A 13258-nucleotide genomic window follows, 5' to 3' on the forward strand; every position below is an offset into this window, starting at 1 on the left:
GGGGGGTAATTCACCGTAGCCCCAAGCAGTACTTCATTTACTTGCAAAGTGCTGTAACGCTCTCCTCTTAAAAGTCATTCTGGAAGAGTACTATCAGGTGGGAGAGTGGGCGAATAAAAACAGGCTAAAGGCGGGTGAAATTCTTGCCCCGAACTTAAAGGTTGATGTGCCAACAATGGAAATCATGCTCAAGAGGCGAAGCTACGATATGCGACCCATTAATGAGTCAGTATTGCAGACGCAACAGCAGATTGCTGATCTCTTGTACCAGTTAAAAATTGTGCCAAAACAAGTCAATATTCGAGAAGCAACCCTGACTGATCAGCAGTATGCAACCATCACACCGGATAGCATCAAAACTAAGGCTTAACCGATGCGATCGCAAAAGCTAACGAGGTATTAGGTGTAAACGTAGGCAGACCTAAGAAGTGCAAAAGTACAGAGGCGAGCAAAATCGTCGAAATCAGCGAATGGAGCAAGAACCGAAAACCCAGTCGTTCAAAGCACCATTACCATACGCAGGTAGCTGAGGAAGCCACTCGAAGGGGATTACCGACATTATCGCCAAGAAGTATAGGACGCATCTTGGAAGCTCAACCTCAATAGAAAGAATTTTGAACCTCGCATGACTAGAAGTCACGCGATTCCTGCTTCAACGATCTCTGCCTGGAGTAATCCAGGACTTACAAGTTCTCCACAGGCGTTTAGAGCATCCGGCGCACCGACGGCTGCTGTCAAAATTCTTAATCCTTCAGCCAAAATATTTAATGCTGCGTTTGTATCTCTCAAATTGTAATTATTACAACTAGGGCAAGACCATTCACGCAACTTTAAATCTTTAACCAATGGGTTAATGAAACCACAATGATTACAAGTCTGAGATGAAGGGTAAAATGTACCAACTTTCTGTAGGATTCTGTCATGCCAGTTAGCTTTGTATTCCAGCATGGCAACGAATTTAGACCAACTAGCGTCAGAAATGCTCATGGCTAATTTGTGATTTTTAACCATGTTGGCAACTCGCAAATCTTCAATACAGATAATGCTGTTTTCTTTGATTAGGCGAGTCGAAAGTTTGTGCAGAAAGTCATCTCTCAGAGCTGCTCTAACTCTTTCTCTACCTGTTCGAGTTTGGCTTCTAGCTCAACATTTTCTTGCTTCTGTTTCAGGTAGGCTTCATACCAAAAACTTGCCCCCATCTGCTCTGGTTCAAAGTCAGGGGCATTTATTAGGGTGGGCAGTAGTTGGTCGTTAATTGCCATGTTCCTGATAATACAGTCCCTGTCAGTTTTTTGTCCATTCTCATTTAATGTTTCTTATTGCACTGACTAATTACTAACTTTCTTTAAGTCAGCGAAAAAGTTTTTATAGCGTTTACCAGTCTAATGAAGTACACTAATTAAAATAAATCAGTGTATCTACTCAAGGGTAAAAATGAAACCATATTCCCTCGACTTTCGCCAAAAAATATTTGATACATACTTGTCAGGTGGAATATCACAACGTCAATTAGCAAACAAATTTTGTGTCAGTTTAGGTTTTATTGAGAAATTACTAAAGCAATATAGAGAAACAGCAAGTATCGCTCCTAAAGTTAGGACAAATAAACGCTTTCTGCATTTTGATTACCGATATATTTCTTAACTGTAATAATTTTACGATTTAATACAACAAGATAAAGAAATTTGAATAAACCATAATAGTATGCCGTTCACTTTGATAAAACAAAAACATACCCGGATTAGAATATCAGTAAAAAACGATATCTAAAAGCCATGTATCTACTTTCCAAAAGTCCAAGTATTAGTTTCGTTTAATTCCAATTCTTCAAAACAGTTAGCAAAACCCGTAAAGTGGAAACATCTTAGCGGCATCCGAGATATTAATAGTAAAGAAAAATTTTCTAGTTTAGCTAACTGTTGTAATCTCAATAAATCATTGCTAAAACTATCACCAACAAAGTGCAATCTATCAAAATTATCAATCACAAGTAGTCTATTTAATCCATCAGATAATTCGCTTACTATATTTTGCCAATCCTGCTGGTAGTACAAATCAAAACTCATAGGAATAACATCAAAGAGATGAGCCACACTAAAAGGATATTCAAGATTGAGATAAACAGACCTGAAAGTAATATCTTTAAGTAAACAGTTTTTAACAGTAAAAGTCTTACCAATATCCTGTTTACCCCATAAATTAACATTCTTGCCTGCATTTAGTTTACCAATCAACCAAGTATATTCTTTATAACGTAACATTACTATTATCCTTTAGATAAACTACAAGTGGTTTGAGATTAAATGTGTAATTTTTTGATGTGTCTTTCTAAACTTTTTCTAGAAAATTGGTTAGATACAATAAAATTATCTAATAAAAAATCAGGTGATTGTGAAAGTCTTAACAGCACACCATCATCACCACTACTACGATGATAGTAATGTACAACAGGTGATTGGATAACTGTCAGGTTATCGTTACGAATTGCTCGTCCTGTAACCAGCCCATCCATGATAAATTTAGCGGCAGCAGCTACATTATCACTATCTCGTGCAAAATTTTTGAGATACCAATGAAATTCAATCCAAACTGTACTATCCAAACAAAATTCACATTCTCTAACAAATTCACCAATTAAGTTTGTCCAGTACTTCTTAAGTTCAGCACTTGCTTGCCCAGGGTAAGCGCATCTAATTTGGTATAAAGAAAACTTGACAAGTTCTAGAAGATAGTATTAATGAATGTGTAAAAAATAGACTTGACGACCGAGCAAGATCAATGAGATGAATTCAATTACTCGATTGAAAATCTCCTGGAGCCAAATTGATGTCAGAGGGCTTTGAAACTAAATCTGCTGATAGTGTCAAAAATACTCGTTGTCAGCCAAAATCAAGAAAAATAGCAGACATTGGCAGTATTCAACAAAGTCTAGTTGAGCATTTCTCGGATATCAAAGACAAGAGAGTAGAGCGGACGAAGAAACATCAATTCACAGATATCTTAGTCATCGCAATTTTAGCAATCATAGCTGGAGCACAAGGGTGGGAAGACATCGAGAATTATGGCATCAGCAAGCAAACATGGTTAGAAGAGTTTCTGGCATTACCAAATGGTATTCCCTCAGATGATACATTTCGACGAGTGTTTGAGTTGATCGACCCAGAAGCATTAAATCGATGTTTCTTGAGATGGGTAGAAACCCTAATCACAAACATGGGAGGAGAAATTATCCCCATAGATGGAAAGACAATTAGGGGTTCTTATGACCGCAATCAAGGTCAAAGCGCACTCCACCTTATAAGTGCCTGGGCGAGTGAGCACAGTTTAGTGTTGGCACAAGTGAAAGTAGAAGATAAATCCAATGAAATCACCGCCATTCCAGCACTGTTAGAAATGCTAGACATCTCTGGCTGTATCATCACCATTGATGCAATGGGAACACAAACCGAAATTGCCAAACAGATTATCGCCAAAAAAGCTGATTATGTCCTGGCACTGAAAGCCAACCATCCCATGCTCTATTCTCAAGTCAAAGAATGGTTTGACAAAGCGCAAGCAGAGCAATTTTCGGGGATTAATGTTAGTTATGACAAACGGATTGAAAAAGCACATCATCGCACGGAAATTCGTGAAGTTTGGACTGTACCCATTGCGGCTATCGGTGAGCTTTATCAACCCAAATTATGGGCAGGTTTGCAATCTCTAGTTATGGTTGTCCGTGTTCGTCATCTTTGGAATAAAACTACTCGTGAGGTTCAGTTTTATCTCACTTCTTTAAACAGTGATGCTCAAATTATCGGTCGGGCTATCCGAAAACACTGGGGCATTGAAAACGAGGCTCACTGGACTCTCGACTGTACTTTTGCAGAAGACGCTTGTCGCATTCGTTCTTTCCACAGTCCCCAAAATTTTGCTCTTTTACGACGCTTCGCTCTCAATGCTCTTAACCGTGAACAGACCTACAAACGTAGTCTTCGTCAAAAAATGAAACGCACCGCTATGGATAACAATTATATGATTCAGGTTCTCAGTTGTTTCATTGACAATACTTTAGATTCTTCTGATTCCTTGTGTCAAGCCTGATTGAGATGCTCTTACCCTGTATGTACTCGCCCTAACCCAGAAACACTAGAACGAGGAGAAAATTGGACTACATTCTTAGCAGAAAACTCGCTATTTAATCTCATACTAGGAGTAGGTGATACCGGGGGCATTAAAGAAGGCTGAATGTCAGTATCAGAAACACCAACATGAAGTTGTTGATTGCCGGGATTAGGCAAGTTATCAGACACTTCATCTGTTTCTTCAATTGCATTGTTATAGTCAGAAATTCCCCAGCCCAAAAAACAAGCAAACCCAGCCAGAAATATAACTGCACTCATCCAATGCACTCCTGAATTGGGAGATGGCATCATCTCGACCGTCGTGCGAGTTGAACCTTCAAGGGTAGTACGAATAGGGGTACGTTTGACTGCCGCTACAACGTTGAGCGAACACAAAGCTATGCAAATTATCGCAGCAGCAAACTTGACATACATGACATCATCCCCTCGATTTATTAACAGGCTGTTTATTAGGAACTGGCTGAGGTAATTGCTTCTTCATTTGTTGGATATACATCCGCCTTTGCTCCTCCCTCTGGTGTATTCTCTCGCGGATGTCTGCCACCTGTGCCATCTGCTCTACTGGGTCTAAATATCCCCGCGCCCGTAACAGCTGTGCCTGTGCAAGGGAATATGGTTCTTGAGCATTCTTAATCTGAATTAGCATTTGATTCAGATCAACTGATGGTTGAGATTCCAAGTTTTGAGCGTAATCAATCGCCTCTAATTTACCCAAAATCAAAACAGCAGCAGCCCCGGTTGATATCTTCTCCTCAACTTTCGTACCATCGGTTTTGCGGTACCCCCAGTAAAAAGTATTATTTCCAGAAGCCGCTTCTAGTAAAACATCCAGTGAGTTGAATTTAACTATCTCCAGTGCCGGCATATAGTGAAGGCGATAAAACCCAGATTTCTCATTAGCCTGCATTCTGGATATTTCACCCCGCAATTGCTGTCCCCACAATGCCGCCGCCAACTGTCGCCAGCCCGTAAGAGTAGGCGCACCCTCGGCTGAGGAGTAACTGGAAAGATGGTCTATATTGTAGTCAGTACGGGAAAGCTTTTCTAAGTACACTTCCCGAATTTGGGAAACTTGCGCCTTTACCTGTTGTACCTCCGATATTTGATTACGGGAGCAATGCGATTTTGTGAGGTCTGGTCAAAAACAAGCGATCGCTAATCACTTCTTACGTATTAACTAAATATTTGATACACTAATATTAGTAATATTAAGTAGAAATACAACCTGTACCAAAAACGAGATTTCTGTAAATTGTTGCGACTATAAAAAAGGTAAAATTTCCTTTCAGGAATAGTTTTGAAATAGGAAGTATCTACCTTTATGGAAAAAAACATATCTGCGAATCTAAATTTCGCTGATTCATTATCAGATTTTCAAGAGGATGTTACAAAACTTTTAGATTTTAAAAATATCGAGGAATGGTCTGGAAGAATAGTTAAAGAAACAGAAGAAAAAATCAGACAGGCTGCGTTAGTTTTAGCAGGTCAATGTATTGCCATATTATTGCATAAGCTTTCTCAATCAGAGTCAGCTCATAAAACAGCAATTAATCAAACCAAAGGTTGGTGGCATACCGACACGCGAAAACATGGTTATACGAAGAGGGAAATATTAACAGTAGGTAATGTTGTAGTAAGCCTCAAATTACCATACGTTGTTCAAAAAAAAGAAAAAAAAGCGAAGAATAAATCTACTCATGTTGGATTCTGTCCCTTGTTAAAATGGTTAGGAATGTCAGAGGGACTAACTCCATTAGTTTGGTCAGATATTGCTGTTAGGTGGTGCCATAGCTAGTTCTTTTGAAGCTGCACATACAATCCTGGACGATTGGGGAATTAATATTAGTGTTAAACGAATTGAACGATTGACATATAAATTTGGTCAAATCGGCATCGATTTACGTCAAACTAAAATATCTAACTTGCAACAAGGGAAATTACCTGATGGGAATATACTTAAAGACCAGAGGGTTGTAATTGCTGTAGATGGTGGTAGGAGTAAAATTAGGATTAATAAAAAAGGTAGAAAAAATCCCAAAACAAACAAGCATGGCTTTATAGGGGAATGGGTTGAGCCAAAATTAGTAACAATTTATGTGGTTGATGAACAGGGAAAAAAAGTCAAAAGTAACGAGATCCAGATTGTAAATGATGGCACTTATGAAGACTATAAAGGCTTTTTACCAATTTTAGAAATGCATCTGATTAGTTTAGGAATTAGTCAAGCAAAACAAGTTTTATTAATTGCTGACGGTGCTGAATGGATTTGGAAACATATTCCACCTCTTTTAAAAAAAATGAAATCTCCCGATGCGACTTATCAATTATTTGATTTTTACCATGTTAATGAGCGACTACAGAAATTTGCTGATGTAGCGTTTAGTGATGATAAGGAGCGGAATAATTGGTTTAAAAAAGCACGGAGAAATTTAAAAAAAAGTAATGCTATGACCATAATTAGGCAGATGGATGAATTTATCTTTGAAGCCACGGGAGAGCGTTGTAAAACTATGGTTATACAGAGAAATTACCTTTTACGTGCCTATCGTGAAAGGCGTTTAAATTACGCTAAGATACTAGACCAAAAACTACCAATAGGTAGTGGGGCAATTGAGAGTTTAATCCGTCAAGTTGTCAACTTAAGAATCAAGGGTAATAGTAAATTTTGGTTGAAAGAAAATGCAGAAATTATCTTACATCTGCGTTGTCAATGGGTAGCTGGAAGTTGGGATAATTTTTGTACTTTTATCTTTAATTCCTTTATTAAACCTCAAACTGCTTGATAAATTTTATACTTTAATCCTGTCTTTAATTTCTTCTTGAGATAATTAATACTCAGTATAAAAGACTGATTGCAGATATTTTTAAACATAATTGTCAAATGACTTGCTAGCAATCTTTGTGAGATATCTCATCAAGATTAATTCTCATGTAAATCAGTATTTTATTTGCAAATAAAATCACCTTGTACCTAAATATAATTTTTAGCGATCGCTTGTTTTTGACCAGACCTCACAAAATCGCATTGCTCCCCTTAAATTTCTACCAGATTGAGCAGATTAAACGAGTCAGACTGGTTAGACGGGCTGATGGTTACTATGCTCAGTTCTGTGTAGATGTTGATCGTAGAGAAGAGATCGAACCATCTAAAACCACGATTGGCTTAGATGTTGGTTTGAATCATTTCTATACCGATAGTAATGGTCAAGTTGTAGACAATCCTCGCTATCTTAGAAAATCAGAGCGGCAACTAAAAAAGTTGCAACGCAAAGTTTCTAAGCGTAAGAAAGGATCTGCTAATCGGAAAAAAACTATAAAGCAGTTAGCGAAAAAACATTTGCAAGTATCAAGGCAGCGTAAAGACTTTGCAGTTAAGACAGCAAGGTGCGTAGTTCGGTCTAACGACCTCATTGCCTATGAAAATTTGCAAGTGCGGAACATGGTTAAAAATCACAAATTAGCTAAGTCAATCAGTGATGTAAGTTGGTCAATGTTTCGAGATTGGGTTGAGTATTTTGGTAAGGTGTTTGGTAAAGTCACGGTTGCCGTGCCGCCTCACTGTACAAGTCAAAACTGCTCACATTGCGGTAAGCAAGTCATTAAAACATTGAGCCAGAGAACCCATTGCTGTTTGCATTGTGGTACTGTATTAGACCGTGACGCGAACGCAGCTCTGAATATTTTAGCTAGTGGTCTAAATAGGGTAGGGCATACCCAAATTAACGCCTGTGGAGAGTTCGACCTCTGCCAAGTTGATGTAAGTCTGCTTGGTAAGTTGTCTCACTGAATCAGGAATCCCCGTCGCTTTTAGCGCGGGGGGTGTCAATCTTGTTGAGAAATAGCCTGCTGCTGTTTCTTTACTGCGCGCGCTATCAGAGGAGCTTTTTTTTCTAATCCTTGTAGAGTCAAATCTCCATCCAAATAAAGTTGATACCATTGTTGACGCTGGCGCAGGACTCTTTCATCATCCCGTAACCGCAACCGTTCCAAAGTAAATTCTGCCTTTTGACGTTGTTGCGGAGGAACTTTATCTGTTAATACTAATTGTAGGGAAGGAAGTAAAATTTCAAACCAATCTTCTCCCAAATCCAAAGGGTCAAGTACCTGGTCATCAAGCGTACCTTTACTACTGTTTATCCAAGCAGAAGCAAAGCGTAAATTGCTCCATTCATAAGCTAAATCGCGATAATTTTCACGGCTGCGATAATGATCTACTGTACCAACTGGTTCATACATAACGCTATAGCCACACAGATTATTAAATCCATCAGCTAAATAACTTTTGAAAGGCGACCAATAATCTCTGGTTCCTTTTTTAGGGGTTGGATTTTTTGTCAACCAAGCATTTCCCGGTTGTCGCACTTTTTTATCAAAATCAGGTGGTTCTGGAGGAGGATTAAATGGCATCATTGTAAGAATTCAGGAGTCAGGAGTCAGAATTCAGAATGGAATTAGCATAACCTGTTAGTAATTTACTAACCTCCTCAAGTTGAAGCATTAATCCTGATGTGTCACCGTAGTCAAGGTCTTTTGAAAGAATTAGATAGTAGCGGCATTCCTCTACAGAGCCTTGTGCAATGTTCATAAACCGTACTTTGTCTGTTGCTCCCTTTTTCTTGAATCCTTCACATATATTTGCTGGAATAGAAATTGCTGCTCGTCTAAACTGAGAGGTAAGCCCATAGATTTCCGTTTTAGGAAATTGACCTGTAAATTGATATACACATAAAACAAACTTATGTGCTTTCTGCCAAACTATCAAGTCTTGGAATGTCTTAGCTGGTTGTCTCATTTATTCTGGCTCCTGAATTCTGACTCCTGAATCCTTACTTATCATCTGTGTTATACCCCTGATAATCCAGAATTTCTTTTCTCCGTTGTAACTATCCAACGGGGCCAAAATGGGTCATGTCCTGGTAAAACTCTTTGAAGTTCCTGATGAATTTGTGTTGGTATTCTCAGATTTTCTGGAAACGTATTCATATCATCATCACGCATCCAAGCCTCTGCTGCTTCAATTGCGATTTCTGCTTCTTTGGAACGGGCTTGTTTGAGTCCAAAAATGTCTGAGGTTAACCATCCAACTATGTCCCCTTGTTTTGACCAAGGTACTTCGTCAAGGCTAACCTCTCTATCTTGTAATTTAAATAAAAATAGTTGATCTTCTTGCTCATGAAAATTTGGTTCTAAGGAAGCAAGAATAAGTGGAGAATGAGTAGTTACTAAAGCCTGTATCTTCATCCTGGGTTGTAATTCTGTTACCACAGATAAAATAGCTGGTAAAATCACCCTCTGCCAACGAGGATGCAAATGAGATTCAATTTCATCAATTAGTAAAACTATCTGATTTACTGGCTTTTGTTGTCGCAATTCCGAAGCTTTTTTATGTTCGTACCAAGTCCACACTAGTAAATAAGATAGTCCCAGAATACGCTTCATTCCGGCTGATGTTTGAGTAACAGGAACATTCCCGTAAGGTAGGTTCACTGTAGGAATATCGCGCACGTCTTCAATAGAAACTCGCGTTGTTTCTCCCACTTCTATCCATTCGGAAGGGTGAGGTGCAAGTTTTTTAATGACATTAGAAAAGAGTTCAAATGGATATTTATTGGGTTGATTCTGCCATGTAACCCAATCTTGAATTAGACCATTACAAATAACTTTACCTTTTGACTTTAATCCATTCCAAAGTGTATTTGGATTAAAATTATAAGCAATATCGCGTTGGCGAGCAGGGTCAAAAACAGAAAAACTACCATCAACCCGCACATAAATAACTACCTCTTTTAATAAAGGCGGCATTTGTAAATTACGCCATTGCTGTTCAGAAAAATCAAACTGGCTCTGATACTCTCTTATATTTTTTTTATTGCTAACTACGGCTGTAATTTGTGGATTTTCACCTTTGACTTGCTGTGGGTACGCTGGTTGCTCCACCCAATTTGTAGTCATCACCCACCATGCAATATCGAGTAAAAAACTTTTACCTAAACCATTATCACCAGTAAATATATTGAGCCTATCGGCAAATGCGACATCAAAATGGGCAGCAGGACCAACTTGTTGGAGGTGAAGTTCTTTTAACATTTGGCTCTCATACACAAATTTATATTGATCAACTTACTTCTTGTAAATTAAAATTGGATAGCTCAATAGCAGTTAATCATTTTTAATGAATCCCTACAATATCCTTAATCAGACTGAACTTCAGTGTGTTAGTGATGGCATAACCCGCCCCCTACTAGAAAATTGCGAGACTGCCTCACATATCCTGATTTTAGTCTGGCCACAGCTTGGGGATTTTGATAGCCTTGAATATGCATGGTGGTTACAGCGCAAAGCTAAAAAATTGCCTCCTGAAAAACTCGCTATTCGTGCAGTGGGAATTGGCTCACGCACCTCTGGAACAAGATTCTGTCAATATACAGGATTTCCACCCGAAAATTTATTTGTTGAACCCAATGCAGAACTACATCACCAACTTAAACTTTATTCAGGTCTGAATCTGACTCTACCTGGACTTTCTGTGTCTCATCAAGCTTGGCTAAATCTAATGTTAATGTGTGCAGGGTTTGGAAGTCCGGGAACGCTAAGAGAAGTTTTTCGGGGATACAGGGGAGATCGTCAAGCCCCTCAACTCATTGAAGATGATGAAATTATTCAAGGTACTCCTCTACCTGCTTTTAAAGGCTCGTTTTTCCGATTAGCTGGCCCAAATGGTTTTCAACGTCCCTTTGAATTAGCAACTCTACGACTACGTAATATGGTGGAAGTTCTGAGCAATTGGCACACTTATGTACCAAATTCTGCCTACTTAACTCAGCGTGGTGGAACTTTTTTGTTTGATAGTAAAGGCCAGTTACTTTACTCTCATCGAGATCCAGGAATTCTGGGCTTTGCTGCTAATATGAGTCAGCCTCTATCATTTTTATCCTTTATCGAAGCAAATAGCTTTACGATGGGTGATGCGTAAAGCCCCCGAATGCGCTTTGCTAAATTCAGGGGAAATAAGCGAAAGATAAAAACGCCCACAAAGTTACTACAAAGTACTTTAGTAACTTAAGTCGATTTCAAGAGTGTATTCTCCATGTCTTGTCACAACACCACAGATAAAATTACTCACTTGGGTTATGTTCAATTGTTTGGCGTGATTCACTAATCTATAGAATGATCTTGTTGATTGCTACTTGGGACTAAATTCAATTGATTTTAATAATCCGTGAGCCTGCTAGTCGTGAAGAAATAGACGAAATGGTGAAAACTTGGGATGTATTCATTAAAATAGCAGTAGACATCGAACGCAAAATTCTTGCAGGTGGTGGCGTTCGCCATTACGAATGTGAACAAGAGTTACTCAAAGACGGTAGCAGACAACGAGATATTTGGGGTGTGGATTGGTCTGTTTTCACTCAGGAAATCGTGTTTGAGTCAATCATCAACATTCGCCCAAGCCAGAATAACCGTAGTATGATAATACAGTCTAACCATATTCGAGAACAAGTTAGCCAAATTACCAAGCAATTGCTAGGAGGATTGTAATGCCTAACTGGAGTGCAATTGAAGCAAGTTTTTTACGTCAACCCCACGCGCAACAATTAGGAGAATTGGCAGCTAGTTTGGCACGCCTTAACTCTTGGTCACAAAAGAGTGCAATTCGTGAATTAGTTCCAATATTGTTGTCAGAAAGTTTGTTGTACGTGTCTTTAATACAACAAAAAAGTGAAATAAATAATGTTGAATTAAATCAACTCCAAGACTTATTACAAAACTGGATTAATGTTTGGGACAAATCAATGGAAATTACAGATATTGCATCTGTTGCGTCTACTTGGTCACAGCGAGTATTGGAGATGTCGGGTTTGCTAGCTTCTTAAATCGTTGAGTGCATAGTCTTAAGTAATGCACTTGACCACTGCGATCAGCTACGCTGGGCGGTTACGCCATCGCTCCTCGGTAAATACTGCTGTATCAAGAGTTAGCAGTTGCCTCATCATCAGTAGTAAAGTATTTAGAGGTATACCAATAAAATAATTATTTTTGCTTGGTAATTAATTATATTTTCCTACGGGATTATGAGAATACTACACAGCAATTTGCTCCCAGCTATAATTCTCCTCAAAAATATCTATTTCATCTTGAGATAGTATTTTAGGTTGCATTTGTTGTAGGTCACGCAGTACCATTTCGGTATCCTCAGCATTAAATTTATAGTACTCAGTTAAACTCCCTATGGGATGATTAAAGCTTTGATAACGGTGTTTGAAATATAATTCAATATTTCCCCTGTGTTCCCAAGTTCCTAATACTTTAATAGCAGCACTCGAATAATGAGCAAGCAAATTAATTTTTACTTCTGCTACTCGCTTGAGAACGGATCTAGTGGTTACTCCTATTTTGTAGATAATTCCAATATTAGTTTCAATCTCTAAAAAATATAGGCTAGAGGATAGAATACGTTGAAGTTGAGCGCGATACAGCTTCAAATCAGTAAATCGATATACTAAATCTGGAGCATTTTTGTATTCGGCGTGTTTAAAAGATAGCTGAAGTTTCAGCAGTTTTTTAAGTAATAGTGGCTCCTGTACATCATTGAACCGCGCAAACTCTAGCGCTCCAACGGGAATTTTACCCAAATCACTAAATTCATATTCTGTTGGGGTTAAGTATAGGTTTTTTCTTAACACTCCTGCTTTGAGTAAACTAGAAGTAATTAAGTAGAAACTAATAGGGTAATTTTTGGCTCCGTACTCCTGCCAAAGCAGCTTTAACTGTGCCAAATCCTTGCCAGATAATTGAACGTTGAAATTGTCATAGAGTGGCAGAGTAGGGAATTCTCGGTTAGCTATGGGGCGGCAGGTTTCTTCATTATGAGCAAAATGATGCTCTTTCACCTTGCCTTTTTTAGCAGTTAGACTACTATTACAGTAAGGACACTGAAGTGAAGTCTTCCCCCTATTGATATCTTCAATGTTACATATCAAGATACCTTCTTCATTTACACCATATTTTAGCCACATTGCCACACCATTACTGAATAGTTAAAGTTGCTCTTACTAGTGTGCTTTAACTTTTCTAATATGTCTCTATCTTCTGGATTAATATAATGTTGATTTGAAGAATTAATGCACTAACTA

The 13258-nt window shown here is 38.4% G+C and carries 15 protein-coding genes and 3 pseudogenes; 8 read left to right on the plus strand and 10 right to left on the minus strand.

Going from position 1 to position 13258, the window contains the following annotated elements; genetic code table 11:
• Window positions 1-97 precede the first annotated feature (97 nt).
• Window positions 98-370, plus strand: a complete 273-nt coding sequence (locus GTQ43_RS04380; RefSeq protein ID WP_265271009.1) for a hypothetical protein — start codon at window positions 98-100, stop codon at window positions 368-370.
• A gap of 266 nt (window positions 371-636) precedes the next feature.
• Here GTQ43_RS04380 and GTQ43_RS04385 read toward each other — a convergent pair whose 3' ends face one another.
• Together GTQ43_RS04385 and GTQ43_RS04390 are read right to left on the minus strand one after the other, a co-directional pair.
• On the minus strand, window positions 637-1098 hold the full coding sequence (locus GTQ43_RS04385) for an RNA-guided endonuclease TnpB family protein (RefSeq protein WP_321162487.1): 462 nt from the start codon (window positions 1096-1098) through the stop codon (window positions 637-639).
• Window positions 1095-1262: a hypothetical protein gene (locus tag GTQ43_RS04390; RefSeq protein WP_265271011.1), complete on the minus strand. Its 168-nt coding sequence runs from the start codon at window positions 1260-1262 to the stop codon at window positions 1095-1097. Before GTQ43_RS04390 ends, GTQ43_RS04385 begins: the two co-directional genes overlap by 4 nt.
• A 154-nt stretch (window positions 1263-1416) precedes the next feature.
• On the opposite strand from GTQ43_RS04390, the gene GTQ43_RS04395 reads away from it, so the two are divergent.
• Entirely contained in the window at window positions 1417-1644 is a 228-nt protein-coding gene (locus GTQ43_RS04395) for a hypothetical protein (RefSeq protein WP_265273663.1), read from the plus strand.
• A 137-nt stretch (window positions 1645-1781) separates the two neighbouring features.
• On the opposite strand, the gene GTQ43_RS04400 is transcribed toward GTQ43_RS04395, so the two are convergent.
• The gene (locus GTQ43_RS04400; protein ID WP_265271013.1) at window positions 1782-2261 is read right to left on the minus strand and encodes an ATP-binding protein; all 480 of its coding nucleotides are present in this window, start codon (window positions 2259-2261) and stop codon (window positions 1782-1784) included.
• A 38-nt stretch (window positions 2262-2299) separates the two neighbouring features.
• Entirely contained in the window at window positions 2300-2602 is a 303-nt protein-coding gene (locus tag GTQ43_RS04405; RefSeq protein ID WP_321162399.1) for a hypothetical protein, read from the minus strand.
• Window positions 2603-2826: 224 nt separating this feature from the next.
• On the opposite strand from GTQ43_RS04405, the gene GTQ43_RS04410 reads away from it, so the two are divergent.
• Window positions 2827-4083 carry an ISAs1 family transposase gene (locus GTQ43_RS04410; protein WP_265270955.1) on the plus strand — a complete coding sequence of 419 codons (1257 nt, stop codon included), beginning with the start codon at window positions 2827-2829 and terminating at the stop codon, window positions 4081-4083.
• An 11-nt stretch (window positions 4084-4094) separates the two neighbouring features.
• On the opposite strand, the gene GTQ43_RS04415 is transcribed toward GTQ43_RS04410, so the two are convergent.
• Together GTQ43_RS04415 and GTQ43_RS04420 are read right to left on the minus strand one after the other, a co-directional pair.
• Window positions 4095-4538, minus strand: coding sequence for a hypothetical protein (locus tag GTQ43_RS04415; protein ID WP_265271014.1), 444 nt, complete (start codon window positions 4536-4538; stop codon window positions 4095-4097).
• A 4-nt stretch (window positions 4539-4542) separates the two neighbouring features.
• Window positions 4543-5235: pseudogene (locus tag GTQ43_RS04420) on the minus strand (phage terminase large subunit family protein); the annotation flags it as partial.
• Window positions 5236-5445: 210 nt separating this feature from the next.
• Here GTQ43_RS04420 and GTQ43_RS04425 point away from each other — a divergent pair.
• Together GTQ43_RS04425 and GTQ43_RS04430 are read left to right on the plus strand one after the other, a co-directional pair.
• Window positions 5446-6907: pseudogene (locus GTQ43_RS04425) on the plus strand (ISLre2 family transposase).
• Between the two features lie 251 nt (window positions 6908-7158).
• Window positions 7159-7911: pseudogene (locus GTQ43_RS04430) on the plus strand (RNA-guided endonuclease InsQ/TnpB family protein); the annotation flags it as partial.
• A gap of 35 nt (window positions 7912-7946) precedes the next feature.
• Here the strand turns inward: GTQ43_RS04430 and GTQ43_RS04435 are convergent.
• Genes GTQ43_RS04435 through GTQ43_RS04445 form a run of 3 tightly spaced genes read right to left on the minus strand, consistent with a single transcriptional unit; the run spans window position 7947 to window position 10211 of the window.
• Entirely contained in the window at window positions 7947-8534 is a 588-nt protein-coding gene (locus tag GTQ43_RS04435; protein ID WP_265271015.1) for a hypothetical protein, read from the minus strand.
• Window positions 8535-8550: 16 nt separating this feature from the next.
• Window positions 8551-8916, minus strand: coding sequence for a four helix bundle protein (locus GTQ43_RS04440; protein ID WP_265271017.1), 366 nt, complete (start codon window positions 8914-8916; stop codon window positions 8551-8553).
• Window positions 8917-8966: 50 nt separating this feature from the next.
• The gene (locus GTQ43_RS04445) at window positions 8967-10211 is read right to left on the minus strand and encodes an AAA family ATPase (RefSeq protein ID WP_265271019.1); all 1245 of its coding nucleotides are present in this window, start codon (window positions 10209-10211) and stop codon (window positions 8967-8969) included.
• A gap of 85 nt (window positions 10212-10296) precedes the next feature.
• Between GTQ43_RS04445 and GTQ43_RS04450 the strand changes: the two genes are divergently transcribed.
• From GTQ43_RS04450 to GTQ43_RS04460, 3 genes are all read left to right on the plus strand, one after another.
• Window positions 10297-11097 (plus strand): peroxiredoxin-like family protein, encoded by an 801-nt coding sequence (locus GTQ43_RS04450; RefSeq protein ID WP_265271021.1) that lies wholly within the window; start codon window positions 10297-10299, stop codon window positions 11095-11097.
• Between the two features lie 230 nt (window positions 11098-11327).
• Window positions 11328-11663, plus strand: a complete 336-nt coding sequence (locus GTQ43_RS04455; protein WP_265271022.1) for a DUF5674 family protein — start codon at window positions 11328-11330, stop codon at window positions 11661-11663.
• A complete protein-coding gene (locus GTQ43_RS04460) occupies window positions 11663-11998 on the plus strand; it encodes a hypothetical protein (RefSeq protein WP_221704741.1) in 336 nt (111 codons plus the stop codon). Before GTQ43_RS04455 ends, GTQ43_RS04460 begins: the two co-directional genes overlap by 1 nt.
• A 207-nt stretch (window positions 11999-12205) precedes the next feature.
• On the opposite strand, the gene GTQ43_RS04465 is transcribed toward GTQ43_RS04460, so the two are convergent.
• Window positions 12206-13141, minus strand: a complete 936-nt coding sequence (locus tag GTQ43_RS04465; protein WP_265273664.1) for a GIY-YIG nuclease family protein — start codon at window positions 13139-13141, stop codon at window positions 12206-12208.
• Window positions 13142-13258 lie beyond the last annotated feature (117 nt).

Origin of the sequence: Nostoc sp. KVJ3, assembly GCF_026127265.1 — a bacterium.
Taxonomy (GTDB): domain Bacteria; phylum Cyanobacteriota; class Cyanobacteriia; order Cyanobacteriales; family Nostocaceae; genus Nostoc.

Excerpts from the sequence above, each read along its gene's own strand:
- GTQ43_RS04390 (WP_265271011.1), bottom strand. The coding sequence starts at position 1,262 with ATGGCAATTAACGACCAACTACTGCCCACCCTAATAAATGCCCCTGAC.
- GTQ43_RS04400 (WP_265271013.1), bottom strand. The coding sequence starts at position 2,261 with ATGTTACGTTATAAAGAATATACTTGGTTGATTGGTAAACTAAATGCA.
- GTQ43_RS04410 (WP_265270955.1), top strand. The coding sequence starts at position 2,827 with ATGTCAGAGGGCTTTGAAACTAAATCTGCTGATAGTGTCAAAAATACT.
- GTQ43_RS04415 (WP_265271014.1), bottom strand. The coding sequence starts at position 4,538 with ATGTATGTCAAGTTTGCTGCTGCGATAATTTGCATAGCTTTGTGTTCG.
- GTQ43_RS04435 (WP_265271015.1), bottom strand. The coding sequence starts at position 8,534 with ATGATGCCATTTAATCCTCCTCCAGAACCACCTGATTTTGATAAAAAA.
- GTQ43_RS04440 (WP_265271017.1), bottom strand. The coding sequence starts at position 8,916 with ATGAGACAACCAGCTAAGACATTCCAAGACTTGATAGTTTGGCAGAAA.
- GTQ43_RS04445 (WP_265271019.1), bottom strand. The coding sequence starts at position 10,211 with ATGTTAAAAGAACTTCACCTCCAACAAGTTGGTCCTGCTGCCCATTTT.
- GTQ43_RS04450 (WP_265271021.1), top strand. The coding sequence starts at position 10,297 with ATGAATCCCTACAATATCCTTAATCAGACTGAACTTCAGTGTGTTAGT.
- GTQ43_RS04460 (WP_221704741.1), top strand. The coding sequence starts at position 11,663 with ATGCCTAACTGGAGTGCAATTGAAGCAAGTTTTTTACGTCAACCCCAC.
- GTQ43_RS04465 (WP_265273664.1), bottom strand. The coding sequence starts at position 13,141 with ATGTGGCTAAAATATGGTGTAAATGAAGAAGGTATCTTGATATGTAAC.